Origin of the sequence: Epilithonimonas xixisoli (assembly GCF_004365655.1) — a bacterium.
Classification (GTDB): Bacteria; Bacteroidota; Bacteroidia; order Flavobacteriales; family Weeksellaceae; genus Epilithonimonas; species Epilithonimonas xixisoli.
This window is the reverse complement of sequence record NZ_SOEO01000003.1, coordinates 354890-380217: the sequence shown is the minus strand read 5'-3', so window position 1 is coordinate 380217 and position 25328 is coordinate 354890. Positions and strand designations below refer to the sequence as shown.

General features: G+C 37.8%; 19 protein-coding genes and 5 tRNA genes. 5 read left to right on the top strand and 19 right to left on the bottom strand.

The annotated features are described in order from the left end of the window. Positions 1 to 11 precede the first annotated feature (11 nt). Positions 12 to 1052: a L,D-transpeptidase gene (locus B0I22_RS13795; protein WP_133945823.1), complete on the top strand. Its 1041-nt coding sequence runs from the start codon at positions 12 to 14 to the stop codon at positions 1050 to 1052. Positions 1053 to 1293: 241 nt separating this feature from the next. Here B0I22_RS13795 and B0I22_RS13790 read toward each other — a convergent pair whose 3' ends face one another. Continuing rightward, positions 1294 to 2583, bottom strand: coding sequence for an aldehyde dehydrogenase family protein (locus B0I22_RS13790; protein WP_133945822.1), 1290 nt, complete (start codon positions 2581 to 2583; stop codon positions 1294 to 1296). Positions 2584 to 2765: 182 nt separating this feature from the next. After that, entirely contained in the window at positions 2766 to 3758 is a 993-nt protein-coding gene (hemB, locus tag B0I22_RS13785; protein ID WP_133945820.1) for a porphobilinogen synthase, read from the bottom strand. Between the two features lie 106 nt (positions 3759 to 3864). Between hemB and B0I22_RS13780 the strand changes: the two genes are divergently transcribed. After that, a complete protein-coding gene (locus tag B0I22_RS13780; protein ID WP_133945819.1) occupies positions 3865 to 4212 on the top strand; it encodes a T9SS type A sorting domain-containing protein in 348 nt (115 codons plus the stop codon). A gap of 105 nt (positions 4213 to 4317) precedes the next feature. Then, positions 4318 to 6000 carry an OmpA family protein gene (locus tag B0I22_RS13775; protein WP_133945817.1) on the top strand — a complete coding sequence of 561 codons (1683 nt, stop codon included), beginning with the start codon at positions 4318 to 4320 and terminating at the stop codon, positions 5998 to 6000. On the opposite strand, the gene B0I22_RS13770 is transcribed toward B0I22_RS13775, so the two are convergent. Next, positions 5987 to 6421 (bottom strand): VanZ family protein, encoded by a 435-nt coding sequence (locus B0I22_RS13770; RefSeq protein ID WP_133945816.1) that lies wholly within the window; start codon positions 6419 to 6421, stop codon positions 5987 to 5989. The genes B0I22_RS13775 and B0I22_RS13770 overlap by 14 nt on opposite strands. A 50-nt stretch (positions 6422 to 6471) precedes the next feature. On the opposite strand from B0I22_RS13770, the gene B0I22_RS13765 reads away from it, so the two are divergent. Then, a complete protein-coding gene (locus B0I22_RS13765; protein ID WP_133945814.1) occupies positions 6472 to 7533 on the top strand; it encodes an NAD(P)-dependent alcohol dehydrogenase in 1062 nt (353 codons plus the stop codon). Positions 7534 to 7894: 361 nt separating this feature from the next. Here the strand turns inward: B0I22_RS13765 and B0I22_RS13760 are convergent, their stop codons facing one another. The 12 genes from B0I22_RS13760 to tuf form a co-directional block, all read right to left on the bottom strand. Continuing rightward, positions 7895 to 9178: an alkaline phosphatase family protein gene (locus B0I22_RS13760; protein ID WP_133945812.1), complete on the bottom strand. Its 1284-nt coding sequence runs from the start codon at positions 9176 to 9178 to the stop codon at positions 7895 to 7897. Between the two features lie 151 nt (positions 9179 to 9329). Continuing rightward, positions 9330 to 9635, bottom strand: a complete 306-nt coding sequence (locus B0I22_RS13755) for a DUF3467 domain-containing protein (protein WP_034976854.1) — start codon at positions 9633 to 9635, stop codon at positions 9330 to 9332. A gap of 85 nt (positions 9636 to 9720) precedes the next feature. Next, a complete protein-coding gene (rpoC, locus tag B0I22_RS13750) occupies positions 9721 to 13986 on the bottom strand; it encodes a DNA-directed RNA polymerase subunit beta' (protein ID WP_133945811.1) in 4266 nt (1421 codons plus the stop codon). Between the two features lie 123 nt (positions 13987 to 14109). Beyond that, complete coding sequence (gene rpoB, locus B0I22_RS13745; protein ID WP_133945809.1) at positions 14110 to 17937, bottom strand: DNA-directed RNA polymerase subunit beta; 3828 nt, start codon at positions 17935 to 17937, stop codon at positions 14110 to 14112. Positions 17938 to 18345: 408 nt separating this feature from the next. Next, positions 18346 to 18714, bottom strand: coding sequence for a 50S ribosomal protein L7/L12 (rplL, locus tag B0I22_RS13740; RefSeq protein WP_133945808.1), 369 nt, complete (start codon positions 18712 to 18714; stop codon positions 18346 to 18348). Positions 18715 to 18762: 48 nt separating this feature from the next. Next, positions 18763 to 19359: a 50S ribosomal protein L10 gene (gene rplJ / locus B0I22_RS13735; RefSeq protein ID WP_133945807.1), complete on the bottom strand. Its 597-nt coding sequence runs from the start codon at positions 19357 to 19359 to the stop codon at positions 18763 to 18765. Positions 19360 to 19376: 17 nt separating this feature from the next. Next, on the bottom strand, positions 19377 to 20069 hold the full coding sequence (rplA, locus tag B0I22_RS13730; RefSeq protein WP_133945805.1) for a 50S ribosomal protein L1: 693 nt from the start codon (positions 20067 to 20069) through the stop codon (positions 19377 to 19379). A gap of 11 nt (positions 20070 to 20080) precedes the next feature. After that, positions 20081 to 20524, bottom strand: coding sequence for a 50S ribosomal protein L11 (gene rplK, locus B0I22_RS13725; protein ID WP_028121266.1), 444 nt, complete (start codon positions 20522 to 20524; stop codon positions 20081 to 20083). A gap of 339 nt (positions 20525 to 20863) precedes the next feature. Further along, positions 20864 to 21409, bottom strand: a complete 546-nt coding sequence (gene nusG, locus B0I22_RS13720; protein WP_133945803.1) for a transcription termination/antitermination protein NusG — start codon at positions 21407 to 21409, stop codon at positions 20864 to 20866. Positions 21410 to 21427: 18 nt separating this feature from the next. Continuing rightward, positions 21428 to 21634 carry a preprotein translocase subunit SecE gene (gene secE, locus B0I22_RS13715; RefSeq protein WP_133945801.1) on the bottom strand — a complete coding sequence of 69 codons (207 nt, stop codon included), beginning with the start codon at positions 21632 to 21634 and terminating at the stop codon, positions 21428 to 21430. Positions 21635 to 21647: 13 nt separating this feature from the next. Then, positions 21648 to 21718, bottom strand: a tRNA-Trp gene (locus B0I22_RS13710). Positions 21719 to 21772: 54 nt separating this feature from the next. Continuing rightward, the gene (tuf, locus tag B0I22_RS13705) at positions 21773 to 22984 is read right to left on the bottom strand and encodes an elongation factor Tu (protein ID WP_133945799.1); all 1212 of its coding nucleotides are present in this window, start codon (positions 22982 to 22984) and stop codon (positions 21773 to 21775) included. Between the two features lie 242 nt (positions 22985 to 23226). Between tuf and B0I22_RS13700 the strand changes: the two genes are divergently transcribed. Continuing rightward, entirely contained in the window at positions 23227 to 24738 is a 1512-nt protein-coding gene (locus B0I22_RS13700) for a DUF4394 domain-containing protein (protein WP_133945797.1), read from the top strand. Between the two features lie 119 nt (positions 24739 to 24857). Here the strand turns inward: B0I22_RS13700 and B0I22_RS13695 are convergent. The 4 genes from B0I22_RS13695 to B0I22_RS13680 form a co-directional block, all read right to left on the bottom strand. Continuing rightward, positions 24858 to 24929 (bottom strand) — tRNA-Thr (locus tag B0I22_RS13695). 38 nt (positions 24930 to 24967) lie between these two features. Next, positions 24968 to 25040, bottom strand: a tRNA-Gly gene (locus B0I22_RS13690). An 84-nt stretch (positions 25041 to 25124) separates the two neighbouring features. Then, a tRNA-Tyr gene (locus tag B0I22_RS13685) sits at positions 25125 to 25205 on the bottom strand. A 17-nt stretch (positions 25206 to 25222) separates the two neighbouring features. Continuing rightward, positions 25223 to 25296: transfer RNA gene (locus B0I22_RS13680), tRNA-Thr, on the bottom strand. Positions 25297 to 25328 lie beyond the last annotated feature (32 nt).

Below are 25328 nucleotides of genomic sequence, written 5' to 3'. Positions count from 1 at the left end.
AAATAAAAACTATGAAAAAAAACACAATTCTCAAGTTATTTCCTTTATTCATCGTACTTTCACTAATATTGATTCAATGTAAAAAAGATGAATCTGTATCATCCTCAGATTCGGGCAACAATCCAATTACGGACATTCTGGGTTCTGATGACAAAAAAGAGGAAGAGAAAAAAGATGAAGAAACAGAAAAACCAAAAGTTCCGGATGTTGTAATTCCGAGAAAAGATTTCGGCTACTTTCCTTGGGTTTATAAAAATCAAGACTCAGTTTCTCAAAAAAACAAAAAAGAATTTACCGGCAAAGCGCTTTACACCATTTTGGCGCTCAATCGTCTTGACAGATCCAATATTGGCGCTGCAGACACCCTCGTAGTTCCAGCCAAAATAGAAGAAAATTTCTTGATCTACTCGCCGTTTCCAGGCCATATTACAACCTTGGAAAATGTGAAAAAATTCGTATTCTTCTCGTATCCCATTCAGGCATTTGGCGTTTACGAATACGGAAATCTTGTAAAATGGGGACCCACAAGTATGGGAAAAAAAGCAACCAAAACCAAAACAGGTTTGATGTTTGCCAACTGGAAAAAAGAAGTCGCCATCTCCACCGTGAGCGACGAGTGGAAGCTAAGATGGAACGTAAATGTCGCCAACTTTGATGGAATTGGCTGGCACCAGTACGCAATGCCGGGCTATCCCGCTTCGCACTCTTGCCTCCGAATGTTGGAGGAAGACGCCAAATGGATGTACACGTGGGTTGACACCTGGGTTTTGAACAAAGGCGGACAAACCACCAGAGCCAAAGGAACACCAATCATTGTGCACGGCGATTATCCGTGGGGAAAACGCAGACCTTGGAAAAAACTGCTCGATTCTCCGGAAGCTAATAATATTTCGGAAGATGAGATGAATAAAATCATAGAACCTCAGCTCGCAGAAATCCTGAAAGAACAGGAAAACCGTGAATTGGTAATCCAGCAAGTGGAACAGGAGAAAAAAGCAAAAGCAGATTCCCTACTTGCCAGCAAAACCGAAGCATCAACGAATATTAATTAAATTTCTTAGGAGCTATTTCCCGCTATCCGCTGTATTTTTTTTGTTTTTCCACGCTCTCTCATCCGATAGAAAATGATCCATAAAAACAAAAAAGGATGCCGCTTCTATCAGGGCTATGGGATTTTTCATCCAAACGACATTAGTCTCTTAACATCAACAGTTTAAATAAAAAACAACCCCTTCAACGTTTGAAAATTTGAAGGGGTTTTCTATTTTAATTTAAAACGTTCTAATCTTGCTTTTAAATATTTCCAACCACCGTTTTAATTTGCGTGAATTCCTTGATTGCCTGTAAAGACAATTCTACACCATAGCCAGAAGATTTGGCGCCACCAAAAGGCAATCGCACATCCGAACTCGTTACTTTATTAATAGAAACCGTCCCCGACTCCAGATTATCAACGAAAAACTGAGCTCTCCTTTTATCTTTGGTCCAGACAGAATTTCCCAGTCCAAATGGAATACCATTGGCTAATTTTAGAATTTCTTCATCATTTTTTCCAATCATCAGAATGGCCAAAGGTCCAAATAATTCTTCCTGCAAAATTGGATTTCCTTCTTTCACCAAAATGATTCCGGGACGAAATTCACTTTCCGAAATACGTTCCAAAGCAAGAACCACTTCTGCCCCATTTCTCAATGCTTTTTTATATTGACTTTCCAACTCATCTGCCAAATCCGGACGCGCCATCTTGCTGAGTTTGGTTTCACTTTTCATTGGATCTGCTGGCTGGTAAGCATTATATTCCTGGATAAATCTAGGAACAAACTCTTTTTCCACTCTCTCGTGCACGATGAAACGTTTTGCAGCGTTGCAAATCTGTCCTGTATTTTGCAATTTTGCCCAAGGCGCTTCCGTTGCAGCTTTCTCAAAATCAGAATCTTCCAAGACAATGAAAGCATCACTTCCACCCAATTCCAAAATAGATTTTTTGATATTTTTTCCAGCCAATGCCGCTACCTCACTTCCTGCTTTTTCGCTGCCAGTCAAACTTACGCCACGCACCAGTGGATTTTCCAAAACACTTTTGATTTCGCTGTGCCCAATTCTCAGATTCTGAAAAATAAATTTTGGAAATCCAGCTTTTTCAAAAGCATTTTCTATCTCATCTCCACTTCCGAAACAAATGGATGCGTGCTTTAGCAAAATCACGTTGCCGGCCAGAATCGCGGGAACTGCAAATCTCAAAACCTGCCAAAAAGGAAAGTTCCACGGCATCACCCCAAGAATGATTCCCAATGCATCGTGATGCACATCGCTGATATCGAACTCGGTTTTGATTTTTTCTGGTTGAAGTACGTTTTCTGCTTTTGCATAAAACTGGATCATCCCAGCGCTTTTTTCGATTTCTGCGATGGATTGCGAAATCGGTTTGTGCATCTCTAGGGTAATGATTTCTGCGTACTTTTCTTTATTTTTTTCTAGAACGTCTGCTAGTTTTACCAGTAATTTTTGGCGATCTGCGAAAGGCACTTTTTTCCATTCGGTAAAAGATTTGTACGCAGAATCTATTGATTTTGATAAGTCCATTTTTTATATTGATTATGGATTATTGGGTTCAGTAATTGTACCAAACTTTCTTCGATGACTTTGACAAATGTCACTTGGGATAACAAATCCCATAGCCCCGATAGTAGCGGCATCCTTTTTTGCTAGGGAAAAGCTTTGGCAAAAAAGATATAGCGGATAGCGGGATTAAGCTCCTAAAAAATTTATCGATTCAAAAGTTTTGCAACTTCTGGAGCGGCATAGGTGAAAATCATATCGGCGCCAGCTCGTTTGATGCTGGTCAAGCTTTCTATGAGAACTTTGTCATTGTCCAGCCATCCGTTTTGTGCTGCGGCTTTCAACATCGCATATTCGCCACTGACTTGATAAACGGCGATGGGCTGCGTAATGAGTTCGCGAACCTTGGAAACAATGTCCAGATAAGGCATTCCGGGTTTTATCATAATGATATCGGCTCCTTCTTCTACATCTCTCAGCACTTCATCTATGGCTTCTCGGGAATTGTGAAAATCCATTTGGTAAGTTTTCTTATCTGCCGGAATCTCTTGATTATCAACCGGTGCGCTATCCAAAGCACTTCTGAACGGGCCATAGAAAGCGCTTGCATATTTGGCCGCGTAGGACAGAATCCCAACATCTGTGAATCCGTTTTGTTCCAATCCTTCGCGCATCGCAAGGACTCTGCCGTCCATCATATCGCTGGGTGCAAGAATGTCCGCGCCCGCTTCTGCTAGAGATACTCCCATTTTTACGAGTGCATCTACCGTGGAATCGTTGTCTATTTTTCCATTTTTGATAATGCCATCGTGACCGTAAATTGAATAAGGATCCAAGGCTACGTCTGGCATTATGATGACTTCCGGAATGGCGTCTTTTATAGTTCTGATCGCTGTTTGCATCAATCCATTTTCATTCCAGGCTTCTTTTCCTGTGTTGTCTTTCAGGTTGTCGGAAACCTTCATGTAAAGATTTACAGCTTTGATTCCTAAGCTGTAATTTTCCTTGATGGTCTGAACTGTAAGATCCAAACTTTGACGAAAAACGCCGGGCATAGAAGAAATGGCTTCTTTTTTGTTATGACCTTCTGTAACAAACATTGGGAGCACCAAATCGTTTGTTGTAAGGGTAGTTTCACGAACTAGACTTCTTATGGAATCGTTGGTTCTGAGTCTTCGGTTTCTTGAAATCATCTTGATAAAAATTATTTATGCAAATTTAATTATACTTTTATTGTTAAGCTATTGCATAATTAATTTATTTAAAATATATTTGTTGTAATTGTTTAAGTACAGACTAAAGCGAATGAAAAAATTTCTATTCTTTATAATATTTACGGTAGTTTCAGTTGGATTTTCGGGAGAAATGAAGGCACAGACTGCACGTACAATTAACTCTCCAAAGACCGACGATGGTGTTTTGATTGCTTATCCTAATCCTACTAAGGATGTTTTGGTATTGAAATCGAAAAATATTTCGGTGAAAATAAAAACAGTGACTTTCTTCTCTATCTTGGGAGCTCAAGTTGCTGAATATAATATCAACAATAATAATACTGAGCTAAGACTTGATAAATTACGTCCTGGGAAATATCTGATGAGATATACTTTGGATGACAATACACAGAAAATTACGCAGATCATTAAGCAATAAAAATGATTTTAAAATAATAGGAATGTCGGTTTTTTTAGCCGGCATTTTTTATTGGACAAATATTGATAAATTCTGTAAATTTGTGATAACCTAGAAAACTAAATTATGAGAAAACTTCTACTCATTCTCTTGCTCTCTTTTGTCCAATTTTTCAGTTCACAATTACGAAATTCACTTTACGATAACAATCAGATTAACATATCTTTGCGGGGCGGTTTGGATTTTCCATCGTACGATAATCAAACCAAATACATAGATTACAAACCGAATTTGAACCTTGGGATTTCTGCGGATTATTTTTTCAATTGGATTGGAGTGGGAATAGATGCGGACTACTTGCAAAACACGCCAAAAAGTTCTTATCCAACAGAAAATTTATATTTAGGAAATACAAAACTTACTGATCCTAAATTGACAGAAGAAAAAATCCAACGATACTTCTTCGGAATCGGTCCTAACTTCCGATGGATTTTGACTGACCAACTGGGTTTGACTTTCAAATTAAAAGGTGGAATCTCCAATATCAAAGGTGGAGAAACAGCTTTGATTTCTTCGGCTGGGAACAACAGTTACCATCTTAATTTCCACAAAGGTTATGATGAAAAAAATGTTTTCTCCGGCAAAGGCGAATTGGAATTCAATTGGTTTTTCTCCGAGAATATCGGGTTGAATGTCGGTGGATATTACCTTCAACATTTTAAAACAAAAGATCTGGTTAGCAATGGAAATGCGACAGGCTACATTCCATTTCTTGCAAATGACAACAGAAATACGATTGCTCCTGCCAATGCTGAAATCAGAACTTCGGCTTTGAATCACGAGGTGCACTCGGTTGGTTTTTTTGCGGGGCTTACATTTAGGTTTTCCGGGAGAGATTCGGGTCCGAATTACGGATTGTCTGTGATAGCGCGGGACAAAGAAACGGGACAGATTTTGCCAGACACTTTCATTGAGCTTTATAAAAACGGAAAACGGGCTTACTTTGCCAGAACCAATGCGCAAGGCGTGGCTTTCTTTAAAAACATTAAACCAGAAAATTACGAAATCAAAGGAAGTCTTTACAACATCGATTTGATTTCCAGCAAAGCTGATAAAGATGAGTTTGTAAAAAACTCGACTATTAAAAAGGAAATTTCAACAGACAAGGAAACTTTCTTTGTGAAAGGACAAGTGAATATTTGTAATTCCAAAAATCCATTGAGAGATATTACGATTGTCATCAAAAATAATGAATCGGAAATCTATCACGAAGTTAAAACGAATAATGAAGGTAAATTCTACTTCAAAGCGGAAAAGAATACGACTTACAATATCTACGGTAAAAAAGGAAATTATTTCTCTCAAACAGAAACTGTAACTTCTAAAAAAGTGGACAGAAGCAACACTTTTTTTCTTAATCTGGAAGTTTGTATGGAAGAAACGACTTGTGGAAAACCTATTAATCTAAAGAATATCCATTACGATTTGGACAAATATTTCATTCGCGAAGATGCAAAGGCCGAACTCAACAAATTGGTTCAGTTTATGAAAGATAATCCAAGCGTGAAAGTAGAATTGGCGTCACACACAGATTCGCGTGCATCAGACGATTACAACAAAACACTTTCTCAAAACAGAGCGAATGCTGCTGTGGAATATTTGGTTTCCAGAAGCATCAATAAAGCTAGATTAAAACCAATTGGATACGGAGAAACTCAGCTTTTGAACAAATGCAGCAACGGAATAGATTGTACTGAACCTCAACATCAAACCAACCGACGAACAGAAATGAAGGTTATTTGTCCGTAATGATAAACCATTTTTTGTAAATGATAAAACCTAAAGACATTCCCAGAGTATTCAGCATCACATCGTCCAATTCTGCGAAACCTCGATTAAAATAATATTGGGAAAACTCTAAAATATTAATAACTACTAGAAAAACTACTAACAAGTAGCGATAAGAATTTAGTTTTGGATAGAGAATACCTAGAAATCCGTAAGGCATAAAAAGAATAATGTTACCAAATATATTACTTAAATTTTCATATGGATATTCTCCCGAAAAAACTATTAATTGATAAATAGTTTCGAAAGGTATTGAATTTATAAAATAATGATTACTGTCAATACTATCTCTACCGTATGCAAAAAACATCATATACAATATCCAAATGGTATATATATTGATAAGTGGCGGATAGTAGAGATTCAGGAATTTTTTCAGCATCTATTAAAACAATTAAGTACAAAAATCAATAAAAATAATTTAATTAAAAAATGAATACAACAAAAATAAAAGCTTTCGGAACGCAAGCAGCAGAAAATGATTTGGAACTATTAACAATCGAGAGAAGAGAAGTTCAGGCAAAGGATATTGAAATCGATATTTATTACTGTGGTGTTTGCCATTCGGATCTTCACACGGCACGAAATGATTGGGGCGGAACAGTGTACCCAGCAGTTCCTGGACACGAGATTGTAGGGAAAATTTTGAAAGTTGGGAATGAAGTCTCCACATTCAAAGTGGGCGATTTGGTTGCTGTAGGTTGTATGGTAGATTCTTGCAGAACTTGCAACAGTTGCGAGCAAGACTTGGAACAGTTCTGCGAAAACGGCTTTACAGGAACTTATAACGGAAAAGATAAATATTTTGAGGACACGAGAACATTTGGTGGCTATGCAGAATCTGTGATTGTGGATGAGCATTTTGTTCTAAGGCTACCAGAAAATCTGGATATGGCTGCGGCGGCACCACTTCTTTGTGCGGGAATCACAACTTGGTCACCTTTGAAACATTGGAATGTGACAGAAAACTCAAAAGTAGCGGTTGTAGGACTTGGCGGATTGGGGCATATGGCCATCAAGCTGGCAAAAGGTTTGGGCGCAGAAGTGACATTGTTTTCTAGGACTCCAGGAAAAACTGAAGATGCAAAAGCCTTAGGAACAGATCATGTGATTATCTCAACGGATGAAGACCAAATGAAATCGGTTCTGAACAAATTCGATTTGATAATCGATACAGTTCCGTACGAGCACGACATCAATCCTTATATGAATACCTTGACGGTGAACGGAACTTTGGTTCTTGTAGGATTTATCGGAGATTTTGAAAGTGCCGTGAGTACAAAGCCAATGATATACAAAAGACGTTCTGTCGCAGGTTCGCTAATAGGCGGAATCAAAGAAACTCAGGAAATGCTGGATTTTTGCGGCGAGAAAAATATTGTTTCAGACATCGAAATTATCAAAATGCAGGACATCAATGAAGCTTATGAAAGAATGCTGAAAAGTGATGTGAAGTACAGATTTGTGATTGACATGAAGAGTTTAAAAGATTAAAATTAATTCTCAAAAAAATAAAAGGGAAATACAAAATTGTGTTTCCCTTTTTTATTTTTTTGATTAGCAACTATTTACAGGATTTTTTATTCAAAAATTTAGGACTTAAAATCAATAATTTACAGTTTGTGGGTACGCATTGGGCATCTTTTTTTTAGCATAAAAAACCAATTATCTATTTCTTTGCCTCGTGTTAATTACAATTGATTTTGAGCACTGAGTTCAAGATTGACAGAAAGAAATCCAGTTTGTTTTCATCATTTGTAAACTGGAAATATTGGAAGTAATTTGTGTGTTAAAACCTTCCGAAATCTCCCCTTAAAACTATTCTGGTTTTAGGGGATTTTTTTTAATTCCAAAATTATTTTTCCCGTTTCAAGATGGGTTTTAAAATTTTGAAATTCCCATCAATTTTTTCATCGATTTTCAAACCAAGAATTTCTGTGACCAAAGGATAAACATTCACGTTTTCGAATTCATCAATCTTAAGATTATTCTTAAATTCTGTTCCCCAAGCGAAAAATGTGGACTTCATTTCCGGTACCACTTTCGGATCGTAGCCGTGTTTTCCAACAGAGGTTTTTCTTCCTGTCTCTAAAAATATTTTCGGAGCTTTTGGAATTAATAAAATCTGTCCTATTCTATTGTATTTGTCATCTCTTGTGGCAAAATGAAGATATTTTGGTAATTTCTTATCCAGATAAACTTCGTAATCGTCTGTCCGATTGGCTTTCAGTTCTTTAAAAACAGTCTTCACCTCATCCGGATTTTTCACATAAACCCTTAGCAACGTCTGAGAATTAAAGTAATCAAATCTATTTTTATCGAACAAAATTTCTGGAATCTCAAGTGGATTTCCTCCATCAACCTGAATCATCCCGTGGTCTGAAACGAAAATGAAGTTGACATTTTTCAATCCCAAATCATTGACTTTCTGAACCAATTCTCCAATGGCATTATCAACCAAATGAATGGCCTTTTCTGTTTCCTTTGCATCTGGTCCGAAGTGATGTCCCGCGCCGTCCACTTCCGGAAAATACAAACTGATAAAATGCGGTCTTCTGTCTTCGGGAAGTTTCAGCCAATTGACAACTTTATTCACTTTTTCCGAAGGGGAAAATTTCTCGTGATAATGATAATAATAAGTTGGTCTCATCCCTCCTGCATCACTCGCAGAACCTACCCATTGCAAAGAAGCGGAGATTACATTTTGCTTTTCTGCCAAGCTCCAAAGTGGAATTCCGCCGTACCAAGTTCCGTCTTCGGCATTTTCCCGATTGCTCATTGCATAGGCTTTTTTCTTATTGTAATCGTAGAAAAAATTATCGATCAAACCGTGATGAGAAGGATATAAACCTGTAATCAAACTCCAGTGATTGGGAAAAGTAATACTTGGATAACTTGGAATCATTGCTTTTGCCTGTACGCCTTGATTTGAATAGTTTAAGAGATTTTTGGCGTTGTATTTTTTAGCATAATCATATCGGAAACCATCTGCAGAAATAAGGATTACATAGGGTTTCGACTTTGCTTCTTCGCTATTCAATCTGTTTGGTATTGCAATTTGAGTGGTATCTACAGGAACTCTCTGGGCAAAGATTAATACAGAAAAAAGCAGCAGAAAAGCTGCAAGTAGCTTCTTCATTTAAAAACATTTTGGCAAAGGTAATCGCTGGATTTTCCAGATGAAAGAAATTTGGGTTAATAAAACATTAATCCTAAAAAAAGATGGATATTAAAACAAAAAAATCCCGACTCTTACAAAGAATCGGGATTGTTTATGTTAAGAAAAAATCTTAAGCTTGAACGTTGTTTCCTCCAACTACGAAAGGCTCCAATTCTTTGATCTCTCCGAATTGTTGCTCATAGTTTGTGATGTTTTGTTGCAATGCTGCTAAAACTCTCTTAGCGTGAAGTGGTGCAAGAATTACTCTTGAACGCACGTTAGCTTGCTGTACACCTGGCATCAATTGGATGAAATCTACTACGAATTCTGATGGCGAATGGTTTACCAAAGCAAGGTTGCAATATGCTCCTGCAGCTACCATTTCGTTTAGATTGATGTTGATGTTGTTTGGATCTTGGTTTTGATTATTGTCCATTTTGTTTTGTTATTTTTTTATTAAAATTTGAGGTTGTGAAAGTATAAAAAATAATTCCAAACCTCAAATTTCATTTTGATTAATTTTAGTTGATGTCTTCGAATTCTTTTCTAGAACCAACGATTACGTTTTGATAATCTTTAAGACCTGTACCTGCAGGAATTCTGTGTCCTACAATTACATTTTCTTTCAGACCTGTCAAGAAGTCGATTTTACCTGAAACAGCTGCTTCGTTCAGAACCTTAGTTGTTTCCTGGAACGATGCCGCAGACATAAATGATTTGGTCTGCAATGCTGCTCTTGTAATCCCTTGCAATACTGGCGTAGCCGTTGCAGGAAGAGCATCTCTTACTTCTACCAACGCTTGATCTTCACGTTTCAGTTTCGAGTTCTCATCTCTAAGTTCTCTAGCTGTAATCATCTGACCTGGTTTGAATTCTTTAGAATCTCCCGCTTCCATTACTACTTTAAGACCAAATACTCTGTTGTTCTCCAACAAGAAGTCATATTTGTGTTCCAAAGCACCTTCTAGGAACTGCGTATCTCCTCCATCCACAATCGATACTTTTGTCATCATCTGACGAACAATAATTTCGAAGTGTTTGTCATCGATCTTCACCCCTTGAAGACGGTAAACTTCCTGAATCTCATTAACCAAATATTCCTGAACCGCCGTTGGACCTTTGATTTTCAAGATATCGTCTGGCGTTACAGAGCCGTCGGAAAGTGGTCCTCCAGCATACACGAAGTCATTTTCCTGAACCAAGATTTGATTTGATAATTTAACCAAATATTTCTTGATTTCACCAGTTTTAGCTTCCACGATTAGCTCACGGTTACCTCTTTTGATTTTACCGTAAGAAACTACACCATCAATCTCTGTCACAACCGCTGGGTTGGAAGGATTTCTAGCTTCGAATAACTCGGTAACTCTCGGAAGACCTCCGGTGATATCCCCTGCTTTTGCAGATTTTCTTGGGATTTTGATTAGGACTTTACCAGCCTTAATTTTCTCACCGTCGTTTACCATAAGGTGGGCTCCTACAGGTAAGTTGTATGCTTTTTGCTCAACGCCTTTAGAATCTACCACTTTCAACGTAGGTACAGCTTTCTTATTTCTGGATTCGGAGATTACTTTCTCTTCGAAACCTGTTTGCTCATCGATTTCCAATACGAAAGAGATACCTTGGATAATATCCTCATACTCTACCTTACCAGAAGTCTCTGCAATGATAACCGCGTTGTACGGATCCCATTTTGCAACAAGATCACCTTTCTTCACTTTATCACCTGGTTTCACGAATAGCTCAGAACCATAAGGAACGTTTGCTATCATGATTGGTGTTCTAGCTTCGTTGTCTGCAACCAATCTAAATTCAGTTGAACGGGAAACAACTATATCCGCTGATTGTCCTTCTTCGCCTTCAGATTTAATCGTTCTAACCTCATCCATCTCCACAATACCATCACGTTTTGCAACGATACTTGGATTTTCTGAGATGTTACCCGCAGTACCCCCTTGGTGGAAAGTTCTCAATGTTAACTGAGTTCCCGGCTCACCAATTGATTGTGCTGCAATTACACCAACAGCTTCTCCCATATGGATTCCTTTACCTGTTGCAAGGTTACGACCGTAACATTTTGCACAGATACCTTTCTGAGCCTCACAAGTCAATGGAGAACGAACTTCAACAGCTTCGATTCCTGCTTCCTCGATTTGTTTTGCAACTGCTTCTACGATCAACTCGTCTGCATTAGCAATTAACTCATCAGTTTCCGGATGGTAAATATTATGAAGAGAAACTCTACCAAGAATTCTCTCAGCGATTTTTTCTACGATATCATCGTTTTTCTTAAGTGCAGTGATTTCTGTACCTCTAAGTGTTCCACAGTCTTGTTCTGTAATGATAACATCCTGTGCAACATCTACCAATCTTCTGGTCAAGTAACCAGCATCGGCAGTTTTAAGAGCGGTATCTGCAAGACCCTTACGAGCACCGTGGGTAGAGATAAAGTATTCCAAAATCGACAAACCTTCTTTAAAGTTTGCAAGAATCGGGTTTTCAATAATCTCAGCTCCAACAGAACCAGCTTTTTGTGGTTTTGCCATCAATCCTCTCATACCAGATAACTGACGGATCTGCTCCTTAGAACCCCTCGCACCAGAATCAAGCATCATATATACAGAATTGAATCCACCTTGATCTACTTTCATTCTGCTCATAATCATTTCGGTAAGGCTGGCGTTGGTATTAGTCCAAACGTCAATTACCTGATTATAACGCTCAGTATCTGTGATCAGACCCATGTTATAGTTAGCCTTGATCTCATCTACAGTTTCGATAGAAGTAGCAATCATTTTCTTTTTCTCAACTGGGATCACGATGTCTCCTAATGAGAATGAAAGTCCACCTTTGAATGCGTTTGCATATCCAAGATCTTTCATATCATCCAAGAACTTCACGGTAGTTGGGAAATCTGTGTCTGCCAATACCTGACCAATGACGTTTCTAAGAGATTTCTTAGTCAATAACTCATCGATATAGCCAGATTCTTTCGGTACGATTTGGTTGAATAAAATTCTACCAACTGTCGTAGGGAATAACTTCGTAGTGATCACACCATTCTCTTTGATTGGAAGACGACATCTTACTTTTGCATTAAGAGAAACTTGTCCCTCAGCATAAGCGATCTCTACTTCTTCCGGAGAATAGAAAGCAAGACCTTCGCCTTTTACTTTCATCTCATCTGTAGAATCCAATTGTTTGGTCATAAAATATAGACCCAAAACCATATCCTGAGATGGTACCGTAATAGGAGAACCATTTGCAGGGTTAAGGATATTCTGAGAACCCAACATCAATAGTTGCGCTTCCAAAATAGCTTCTGGACCTAGAGGTAAATGCACCGCCATCTGATCCCCATCGAAATCGGCGTTGAAAGCCGTTGTTACCAATGGGTGAAGTTGGATTGCTTTACCTTCGATCATCTTCGGCTGGAACGCTTGGATACCAAGTCTGTGCAAAGTAGGTGCTCTGTTCAAAAGTACAGGGTGACCTTTCATTACGCCTTCCAAAATATCATAAACTACAGGCTCTTTTCTATCGATGATTCTTTTAGCTGATTTTACAGTTTTTACAATTCCTCTCTCAATCAATTTTCTGATGATGAATGGTTTGTAAAGCTCAGCAGCCATATCTTTCGGGATACCACACTCGTGAAGTTGAAGACTAGGTCCTACAACAATTACGGAACGAGCGGAGTAATCTACCCTCTTACCAAGTAAGTTCTGACGGAAACGACCTTGCTTACCTTTCAATGAATCAGAAAGGGATTTCAATGGTCTGTTTGATTCAGATTTTACAGCAGAAGATTTTCTTGTATTATCGAATAATGAATCTACAGATTCCTGAAGCATACGCTTCTCATTTCTCAAGATCACTTCCGGAGCTTTGATCTCCAATAGTCTTTTCAAACGATTGTTTCTGATGATAACTCTTCTGTAAAGGTCATTCAAATCAGAAGTTGCGAAACGTCCTCCATCCAATGGAACCAATGGTCTCAATTCCGGTGGTATAACTGGAAGTACACGCATAATCATCCACTCAGGCTTGTTGATCATTCTTGTATTAGCACCTCTCAATGCTTCTACAACATTTAATCTTTTAAGAGCCTCAGTTCTTCTTTGTTTAGAAGATTCGTTGTGCGCTTTGTGACGAAGATCGAATGATAAAGAATCTAAGTCGATTCTCTTCAACAATTCTTCAACCGCTTCTGCTCCCATTTTCGCAATGAATTTGTTAGGATCAGAATCATCAAGATATTGATTTTCTACAGGAAGCGTCTCTAGAACGTCCAGATATTCTTCTTCTGTAAGGAATTCTTTGTCATCAAAGTCAGAACCGTCTGCTTTCTTAGCAATACCTTGCTGGATCACAACGTATCTCTCGTAATAGATGATCATATCCAATTTCTTGGATGGAATACCTAATAGATAACCGATTTTGTTTGGCAAAGAACGGAAATACCAGATGTGAGCCACAGGAACAACCAGACCGATGTGTCCGATTCTTTCTCTACGTACTTTTTTCTCTGTTACTTCCACCCCACATCTATCACAAACAATTCCTTTGTAACGGATACGTTTGTATTTTCCACAAGCACACTCGTAATCCTTTACAGGACCAAAGATCTTCTCGCAGAACAATCCATCTCTTTCCGGCTTGTGTGTACGATAGTTAATCGTTTCTGGTTTTAAGACCTCTCCTCTCGATTCCTGAAGAATGGATTCTGGTGAAGCTAAACCAATAGTGATTTTATTAAATCTACTTGTTTTATTTTTATTTGACATTTGTTTTATGTATTTGATTAAAAGATTGAAACATTAAATGATTAAAAAATTACTTTTAGAAATCATTTTTTTCAACCATTGGTTAATAATTTAATTTTAAATTTTTTGATAATTTAATTTAAATTACTCTTCCAATCTTACATCAAGTCCAAGACCCTGTAACTCGTGAAGTAATACGTTGAAAGATTCCGGAATACCTGGTTCAGGCATTGCTTCTCCTTTCGCAATCGCTTCATAAGTTTTTGCTCTACCAATCACGTCATCTGACTTCACAGTCAAAATCTCTCTCAAGATATTGGATGCTCCAAATGCTTCTAGAGCCCAAACCTCCATCTCTCCAAATCTCTGACCTCCAAATTGCGCTTTACCTCCTAACGGCTGTTGCGTAATCAATGAGTATGGTCCGATAGAACGTGCGTGCATTTTGTCATCTACCATGTGTCCTAGTTTCAACATATAGATTACACCAACTGTAGCTGCTTGCGTAAATCTCTCTCCAGTACCACCATCGTAAAGATGTGTATGACCAAATTTAGGAAGACCAGCTTTGTCAGTATATTCAGTGATTTGATCTAATTCTGCTCCGTCGAAAATCGGTGTTGCAAATTTCAATCCTAGTTTAGTACCAGCCCATCCAAGAACAGTTTCGTAGATCTGACCGATGTTCATACGAGAAGGTACCCCAAGTGGATTCAATACGATATCTACTGGTGTTCCATCTTCCAGGAACGGCATATCTTCTTCACGAACGATTCTTGAAACGATACCTTTGTTACCGTGACGACCAGCCATTTTATCTCCAACATTCAATTTACGTTTCTTAGCGATGTAAACTTTAGCTAGTTTGATAATACCTGCAGGAAGCTCATCTCCGATAGACAATGCAAATTTCTCACGGTTTTTTACACCTGCAAGATCGTTGTATTTGATCTTATAGTTGTGAACCAATTGCTTGATCAATTCATTCTTGTCGGCATCAACTGTCCAATCTGCACCGCTGATATTGTTATAATCTTCAACATTTTGAAGTAATCTCAATGTAAATTTAGTTCCTTTGCTGATCACTTCTTCTTCAAGGTCATTTTGTACACCTTGAGAAGTTTTCCCAGAAACCAATGTATTTAATTTGTCAATCAAAGTATTTCTTAGACCGTCGAACTTAGCTTTGTAAGTATTTTCGATCTCTTCCAATTTGATTTTCTCTTCGCTTCTTTTCTTTTTGTCCTTGATATTTCTAGAGAACAATTTTTTGTTGATCACAACTCCTCTAAGAGAAGAATCTGCTTTCAATGAAGCATCTTTCACATCACCAGCTTTGTCTCCGAAGATCGCTCTAAGAAGTTTTTCCTCCGGTGTAGGATCAGATTCACCTTTTGGTGTGATTTTTCCGATAAGGATATCACCAGGCTTCACTTCTGCTCCGATTCTGATCATACCATTCTCATCAAGATCTTTGGTAGCTTCTTCAGAAACGTTAGGAATATCTGCTGTCAATTCTTCCATACCTAATTTGGTATCTCTAACCTCAAGAGAATATTCATCCACGTGAATTGATGTAAACCAGTCCTCACGAACGACTTTTTCATTGATTACAATCGCATCCTCAAAGTTGTATCCTTTCCAAGGCATAAACGCAACTACTAAGTTTCTACCAAGAGCTAACTCTCCATTTTCAGTTGCATAACCGTCGCAAAGCACTTGTCCTTTTTCTACTACATCACCTACTCTTACGTTTGGTCTCAATGTAATAGTTGTACTCTGGTTGGTTTTTCTGAACTTGGTCAGTTTATAAGTTTTAGTTGCAGAATCGAAGTTAACCAAATCGTCTTCTTCACTTCTTTCGTATTTGATCACAATTTTCTCAGCATCCACATATTCTACAACTCCAGTTCCTTCTGCATTGATCAAAACTCTAGAGTCTCTAGCTACTTGTTTTTCCAAACCTGTACCTACAACTGGTGCCTGAGGTTTCAATAATGGAACAGCCTGACGCATCATATTCGATCCCATCAATGCTCTATTCGCATCATCGTGCTCTAGGAACGGAATCAATGAAGCAGAAATACCAGAAATCTGGTTTGGTGCCACATCAATCAAGTCCACTTGTTGAGGCTCAACTACTGGATAATCTCCATCTAGACGAGCAATAACTCTGTCTGTTTTGATGGTACCATCATCGTTCATATCAACGTTTGCCTGAGCAATTACTTTGTATTCCTCATCCTCAGCATTAAGATAAGTTGGCGCCGCTTGTAAATCAACTTTACCGTCTTCAACTTTTCTGTAAGGCGTCTCGATAAATCCAAGGCTGTTGATTTTCGCAAACATACCTAAAGAAGAAATCAAACCAATGTTTGGTCCCTCAGGAGTTTCGATTGGACAGATACGACCATAGTGCGTATGGTGAACGTCACGAACCTCGAAACCTGCTCTTTCTCTTGATAAACCACCAGGTCCTAGGGCAGAAAGACGACGCTTGTGCGTGATTTCTGATAGAGGATTGGTCTGGTCCATAAACTGAGAAAGCTGGTTGGTACCAAAGAATGAATTAATAACAGATGTCAAAGTCTTAGCATTTACCAAGTCAACCGGTGTAAAAATCTCGTTATCTCTAACGTTCATTCTTTCTTTGATCGTTCTAGCAATTCTAGAAAGACCTACGCCGAATTGTCCAGACAATTGCTCTCCAACAGTCTTGATTCTTCTGTTTGACAAGTGATCGATATCATCTACCTCAGCTTTTGAGTTAACTAGCTCGATCAAGTGCTTTACGATAGAGATAATATCTTCTCTTGTCAATACTTGATTTTCTTGAGAGATATTAAGTCCTAATTTTTTATTCAATCTGTAACGACCTACTTCACCTAATGAATATCTCTGCTCTGAGAAGAATAATTTTTCGATAATTCCTCTTGCAGTTTCCTCATCTGGTGCATCAGCATTTCTCAACTGACGGTAGATATATTCAACCGCTTCTTTTTCGGAGTTGGTTGGATCTTTTTGTAAAGTATTCTGAATGATAGAGAACTCACTGCTATTTTCTTTGTGGATCAAGATTGACTTAACGCCAGAATCCAAAATAACATCTAGGTGTTCTTTTTCAAGAATAGTTTCTCTATCCAAGATGATTTCGTTTCTTTCGATAGAAACTACCTCACCTGTATCTTCGTCCACGAAATCTTCAAACCAAGTGTTCAAAACTCTCGCAGCCAAAGTTCTACCTTCTACTTTTTTAAGCGCTGCTTTAGAAACTTTCACTTCCTCTGCAAGGTCAAAGATCTGAAGAATTTCTTTATCAGACTCATAACCGATTGCTCTTAGCAATGTAGTTAAAGGTAATTTTTTCTTACGGTCGATATACGCATACATTACGTTATTGATATCCGTAGTAAACTCCATCCAAGATCCTTTGAAAGGGATAATTCTTGAATAGTAAAGTTTAGTTCCGTTGGCGTGGTAAGTCTGTCCGAAAAACACACCCGGGGATCTGTGTAACTGAGTTACGATAACACGCTCTGCACCATTGATGATGAATGAGCCAGAAGGTGTCATATAAGGAACCGGACCTAAATACACATCTTGCACAACAGTCTGGAAATCTTCGTGTTCCGGATCTGTACAGTATAATTTAAGTCTAGCTTTTAGAGGAACGTTATACGTTAAACCTCTCTCAACGCACTCATCTATAGAGTAACGTGGAGAATCTACCAGATAATCTAGGAATTCCAAAACGAATTGGTTTCTAGAATCTGTAATTGGGAAATTTTCCTGGAACGTTTTGTAAAGTGATTCATTCAAACGTTGCTCAGGAAGCGTGTCTAGCTGGAAAAATTCCTTGAAAGACTGGATTTGGATATCCAAAAAGTCAGGAGTATCGATTCTACCTTTCGCAGTGGAAAAGTTGATTCTTTCTGTTCCTTTTACTTTTGGAGTTGCCTGTGTTTTACTCATAAAATTATAAGAAAAATGGGTTAAAAAATATTTTGATTCACAAAAAATATCAGGAAAAACTTAAGAAACAAGATAAAAGGCAAAAGGAAAAAGTGTTTTGGCGCGCACGTGAGACCTTGGCTCTTTTTACTTTATTCTTGGCTCTTCCTAAGAGCAACACCGGTATATCTTTTCACGGCGTAGTGCAAAATATTTTAATTCTTAAGGATTGATTTCATTATATCAATAAACACAAAATCCCCTTCATTTAGAAATGAAAGAGTATCAGTTATTTAAAGTATATTATTAAGTCGCGCCAAAAGATTTGCAAATATACAAATTAATATTTAAATCTTGCAAATCAGAATCATATCACAAAAAAACTCCCAAACCTAGGCTTGGGAGTTTATACTTGGATGTAAACCAGAATTATTTCAATTCTACTTCAGCACCAGCTTCTTCTAATTGTTTTTTCAAAGCTTCAGCCTCGTCTTTAGAAACACCTTGCTTGATTGGAGCAGGAGCACCATCTACGATGTCTTTAGCTTCTTTAAGACCAGCACCAGTTAAATCTTTTACCAATTTAACAACAGCTAATTTAGAAGCACCAGCTGATTTAAGAATTACGTCGAATTCTGTTTTTTCTTCAGCAGCTTCACCTGCACCACCTCCTGATACTACTACAGCAGCAGCAGCTGGCTCAATTCCGTACTCATCCTTAAGGATAGTAGCTAATTCGTTTACGTCTTTTACTGTTAAGTTTACTAGCGTTTCAGCTAAATTTTTTAAATCTGACATTGTTGTAATGTTTTTTGTTGATTATTGATTGATTTTTTTGAGTTCTAATTATTCAGCAGCTGGAGTTTCCTCAGTGCTTTCTGCAGTTGGAGCTTCTGGAGCCGCCTCAGCAGGAGTTTCTTCTACAGCAGGAGCAGCAACTTCTTCAGCGCTAGCTTCTACAGCTTCAGATTTGTTTTGAAGAGCAGAAACAACTCTTTGGATTGGAGACTGAAGCAATCCGATGATTTCACCGATCATTTCTTCTCTAGACTTGATGCTTACTAATGCGTCTAGATTCTCATCACCAACATAGAAAGTTTCTTGAACGAAAGCAGATTTAAGAGCTGGTTTCTCTTCTTTCTTTCTGAAATCCTTGATTAATTTTGCTGGAGCGTTAGCCGTATCAGCAATCATCAATGCGGAGTTTCCTTTGAAAGTTTCGAACATCTCAGCATAATCTACACCTTCGATTTGTTCCATTGCTTTTTGAAGCAATGTGTTCTTCACAACTTTAATTTTGATATTTTGTTTGAAAGCTTGTCTTCTGAAGTCAGAAGATTTTGCAGCGTTCAAACCTTGTAGATCTGCTACATAAACTACTTTTGCATCCTGAAGCAAGTCTTTGATCTCTTGTATTGCTACAACTTTTTGGTCTTTTGTCATTGTCTTAAGGATTATAATTAGTTAACAGATTTAGTATCAATTGCAATTCCAGGACTCATTGTAGAAGACAAATAGATGCTTTTTACATAAGTTCCTTTTGCAGCAGTTGGTTTCAACTTGATCAATGTCGAGATTAATTCCTGAGCATTTTCTTTAAGTTTAGAAGCATCGAAAGATACTTTACCAATACCTGCGTGGATAATACCATATTTATCTACTTTGAAATCGATTTTACCAGCTTTCACCTCAGCTACAGCTTTTCCGATTTCCATAGTTACAGTACCAGATTTTGGGTTTGGCATAAGACCTCTTGGTCCTAAGATTCTACCCAATGGTCCTAATTTACCCATTACAGCTGGCATAGTAACGATAACGTCAACATCTGTCCAACCGTTTTTGATTTGAGCTAAATAGTCATCAAGACCAACATAGTCTGCACCAGCTTCTTTAGCTTCTGCTTCTTTGTCTGGAGTTACCAAAGCCAAAACTTTGATATCTTTACCAGTCCCGTGAGGAAGAGATACAACACCTCTTACCATTTGGTTTGCTTTTCTTGGATCTACACCCAATCTAACAGCGATATCTACAGATGCGTCAAATTTTGCAAAATTTACTTCTTTTACCAAAGCAGAAGCTTCGTCAAGATTGTAAATTTTATTTTTTTCCACTTTGCTTAAAGCTTCTTTTTGCTTTTTTGTCAATTTTGCCATTTCTTTAAGTTTTAAGCGTTAGTTGGTTTAGTTCCTGTTACTCTCAATCCCATAGATCTAGCAGTACCAGCTACCATAGAAAGTGCAGGTTCAACAGTGAAACAGTTTAAGTCTCCCATTTTGTCCTCAGCAATTTTCTGAACTTGAGCCCAAGATACAGCACCTACTTTGTTTCTGTTAGGTTCTCCAGAACCACTTTTCAACTTTGCAGCTTCCAATAATTGGATTGCAACTGGAGGTGTTTTAATGATGAATTCGAAAGATTTATCTTCGAAAACCGTAATAACTACCGGAAGAACTTGACCAGGTTTATCCTGAGTTCTACCGTTGAATTGTTTACAAAACTCCATGATGTTCACACCTGCAGAACCCAATGCTGGACCTACTGGTGGAGAAGGGTTGGCAGCGCCACCTTTCACCTGAAGTTTTACCATTTTAAAGACTTTTTTAGCCATTTTAATGTTTTGATTTGATTAATAAATAATTGAATGTGGAAGCATTAATTATTCAATATAAGTCACTTCGCATAAAAGAAGACCTATATTTCGGATTGCAAAAGTATAAAATATTTTTGAAATAGCAAATGGAATGTGTTGATTTTTAAAAGATTTAATATTCTAAGAAAAAATTTGCTCACGTCAATAGTGATTTACAACATCGCTTAAGATTATTAAAACAATTAAAATCTAATTTTTAAGTAAATCTTCAAAATTACACTTAATTCAATAATGATATTTCATAAAAAAACCATCGCGTAAATTACGGATGGTCTTTGATTTATTTTTAAATTGAATTTATACAACTTTTTCTACTTGCATAAAGCTTAATTCCATTGGAGTCTTTCTTCCAAAAATAAGAACTGAAACTTCAATTTTCTTTTTATCTTCAAGAATTTTTTCTATCGTTCCGTTGAATCCGTTGAAAGGACCATCGATCACTTTTACGTTTTCTCCTACGATGAAAGGAATTTCTACATCTGTAGCAAATTCTGATAGTTCATCCATTCTTCCGAGCATTCTGTTGACTTCAGATTTTCTCATTGGAACTGGCTCACCCCCTTTAGTTAAACTTAAGAAAGAAATAACGCCTGGAATATTTTTGATTACGTGAGGAACTTCCCCAACCAAATCAGCTTCTACCATTAGATAACCAGGATAATAAGGCTTTTCTTTAGGAACTTTTTTTCCATTTCTGATCTGGATAACTTTCTCCATAGGAATTACTACTTGAGTAACATAAGCATCCATTCCTAATCTTTGGATTTCGTTCTCAATGTAATTCTTTACTTTATTTTCCTGTCCGCTAATAGCTTTCAGCACATACCATTTCGATTCGCTCATAAGGAAAGTAATTTAGGATTAATTAAATAGATTGATAAACGTTGCAATAAAATTCTTGATAGTAACACTAAACAAAGAATCTACTCCAAATGTAAATAAAGCAAGTATAACTGTAGTTACTGCTACAACAATTGTAGAAGACTGCAAATCTGGCCACTTCGGCCACTCTACTTTATCTTTAAATTCTGTATAAGAACCTTTTAAAAAATCAACTAGTGAGCTCATTATTTTTTATTTGCACGGGCACAAGGATTCGAACCCTGATCAACGGTGTTGGAGACCGGTATCCTACCATTGGACGATGCCCGTAGATTAAAAAAGTTCCGTAAGTTTCCTTACGGAACTTTTATTATATTAAGATGATTAGTCTAGGATTTCAGTAACCTGACCTGAACCAACTGTTCTACCTCCTTCTCTGATTGCAAATCTAAGACCTACGTTAAGAGCGATTGGTTGTAACAATTCTACAGTGATCTCTAAGTTATCACCAGGCATTACCATTTCTACACCTTCTGGCAAGAAGATCTCACCTGTAACGTCAGTAGTTCTTACGTAGAACTGAGGACGGTACTTGTTGTGGAATGGAGTGTGACGTCCACCTTCTTCCTTAGAAAGGATATAAACAGATGCTTTGAATTTTTTGTGTGGCTTCACAGAGTCTTTCTTAGCGATTACCATACCTCTCTTGATGTCAGTTTTTTCAATACCTCTCAACAATAGACCTACGTTATCTCCAGCTTCACCTCTATCAAGGATTTTTCTGAACATCTCAACTCCTGTAATAGTAGAAGTCAATTTCTCATCACCCATACCAACGATATCAACTGGATCTCCAGTGTTGATAACACCAGCCTCGATTCTACCAGTTGCAACAGTACCTCTACCTGTAATAGAGAATACGTCTTCGATTGGCATCAAGAAAGGCTTATCAGTATCTCTTGGTGGTTGCTCGATCCAAGTATCAACAGCATCCATCAATTCTTCAACAGATTTGAACCATTTATCTTCAGTATCAACTGTAGCAGCAGTAGCAGCAGTAAGAGCTCCTAATGCAGAACCTTGGATTACTGGAGAGTTATCACCGTCGAAATCATAAGTAGACAATAGGTCTCTCAATTCCATTTCAACAAGCTCTAACAATTCTGGATCATCTACCATATCCACTTTGTTCATGAAAACAACGATTCTAGGTACGTTTACCTGACGGCAAAGTAGGATGTGCTCTCTAGTTTGAGGCATAGGACCATCTGTAGCAGCACATACAACGATAGCACCATCCATCTGAGCAGCACCAGTTACCATGTTCTTTACGTAATCCGCGTGACCTGGACAGTCAACGTGAGCGTAATGTCTTTTTTCAGTTTCGTACTCGATGTGAGCAGTATTGATAGTAATACCTCTTTCTTTTTCTTCTGGAGCAGAGTCAATAGCAGAGAAATCTTTTTTCTCAGCAAGACCTTTGCTCGCTAGTACAGCAGAAATAGCAGCTGTAAGTGTAGTTTTACCATGGTCAACGTGACCAATAGTACCAATGTTCAAGTGGGGTTTGTTACGATTAAACGTTTCCTTTGCCATGATTTAATATTTATTAATTAATTATTTATCTTTTTTCGGTTTGCAAATATAGCGATTTTTTGAATATCAAAAATATTTTTCTTAAAAATTTCAATATTCAAAATCAAAAACTGCAAACACGTAAAGTTTTGTTTTTAGACTGGGCAAATTTACATAAAAAAATCAATTAAAAAAAGCACCTTCTAAAACCAAGATTACTTTTGTCTCGTATATAATTATGAAACTATAAAAAAATAATATTTATGAAAAAATTATTCAACTTTTTCATTGCTGCTTTTGTAATCGTCTCGGCAATGTCTTGTAACAATGATGACGATATGAATCAAGTGCCAGAAGAACCTAGTGCTGTTGGACCAAACCAAATAGCTTATGCTCTTACGGAAAATAATGAACTTGTAGTTTTCAACGCTAGTAGCCCCTCTACTTTCAATTCTAAAACTGCAATTGCAGGAATTACTTCCGGAGAAAAACTTGTCAGTATTGATTTTCGACCAGCCACTGGTGAACTTTACGCACTGTCTAACGCAAGTAAATTTTACATCATCAATACCACGACCGCAACTTCCAGGTTGGTAAGTACGACCGCCTTTACGCCGGCAATTACTGGAACAATCGCTTCTATTGATTTCAATCCTACTGTAGATCGTATCAGATTGGTGACCAATACGGGACAAAACTTACGTCTCAATCCTGAAACTGGAGCTGTAGCTGCAACAGATGGAAGTATTGCTACATCTTCATCAATCACTGGCATTGCTTACACTAATAGCAAATCTGGAGCAATGTCCACAACTTTGTATGATCTCGATGCTACATCAGGAAAATTATTCAAACAAGATCCTCCAAACAACGGAACATTGGTTGAAGTTGGAAGTCTGGGAATTAATTTTACTGGGCAAGCCGCGTTTGACATCAATCCAGATAACAACATTGCATTAATCGCAACTACAAGTGATTCTAAAAATAATCTTTACACATTGGATCTAACTAATGGTAAAGCAACCAACATTGGGACACTATCTCAAAAGTTAATTGATATTGCTATTCCTACCGATGCTGTTGCTTATGCTATAGATGCTTCAAATATGCTTCAAATCTTTAATCCAGGCAAACCCGAGCCAGTTTCAAAAACCATCACAGGATTGCAAAATGGTGAAGGAATCTTAGGCATTGATTTCAGACCTTTGAATGGACAGCTTTACGCTTTGGGAAGTTCTAGCAGAATCTATACAATCAACTTAGGAACAGGTGCCGCTACTCAAGTTGGATCAGGAACATTTTCTACACCACTTATCGGAACGGATTTTGGTTTTGACTTCAACCCCACAGTTGACAGAATCCGAGTCGTGAGTGATTTGGGACAAAATCTACGTTTAAATCCAATTGATGGATCTGTTTCCTCAGTTGATGGCGTAATCAATCCTGGAACACCTACATTGAGCTCTGCGGCTTACACAGACAACTTTGCTGGAGCCACAACTACATCGTTATTTGTAATCGATCATAATACCGATAAGTTATATCTTCAAAATCCACCAAACGCTGGAACATTAGTTGAAAGAGGTGCTTTGGGAATCAATATTACTTCTAACAACGGATTTGATATTGGAAGTACAAGCCAGAAAGCCTATTTGGTAGCTACTGTTGGAACTGACACAAAAATCTATACCGTGAATATCGCAAACGGAGCAGCAACCGCTGTTTCAAATTACCCAAATATGGTAAAAGGATTTACGGTAGGTTTAGGATTTTAAAAATAGTCTTTAATTTTTCATAAAGAAGCCCAGAATAGAAATCTATTCTGGGCTTCTTGTTTTAACAACAGTTCTAATTCAAACATAAAAAAATCCCGAAACAGATTCGGGACCTTTTGAGCCAACTACGGGATTTGAACCCGTGACCTCTTCCTTACCAAGGAAGCACTCTACCCCTGAGCTAAGTCGGCCTAAAAAAAAATCACATTCCGTGAGGTTTGTGATTTTGAGCGAAAGACGGGGGTCGAACCCGCGACATTCAGCTTGGAAGGCTGACGCTCTACCAACTGAGCTACTTTCGCATTTTGTTTCCAAAAAGGTTGGTTAACGGTCTGCAAATCTAAAAATAAATCTTATAATTTGCAAATGTTTTTTTTCATAAAAAGTGGGGAGAGCAGGATTCGAACCTACGTAGCCGAAGCAGCTGAGTTACAGTCAGCCCCATTTGACCGCTCTGGTATCTCCCCAGTATTTTTTATAAATGAGCCTCCAGAGGGACTCGAACCCACGACCTGCTGATTACAAATCAGCTGCTCTAGCCAACTGAGCTATGGAGGCAAATAGATTTCAAAAAAGAACTCTGTTTCTGC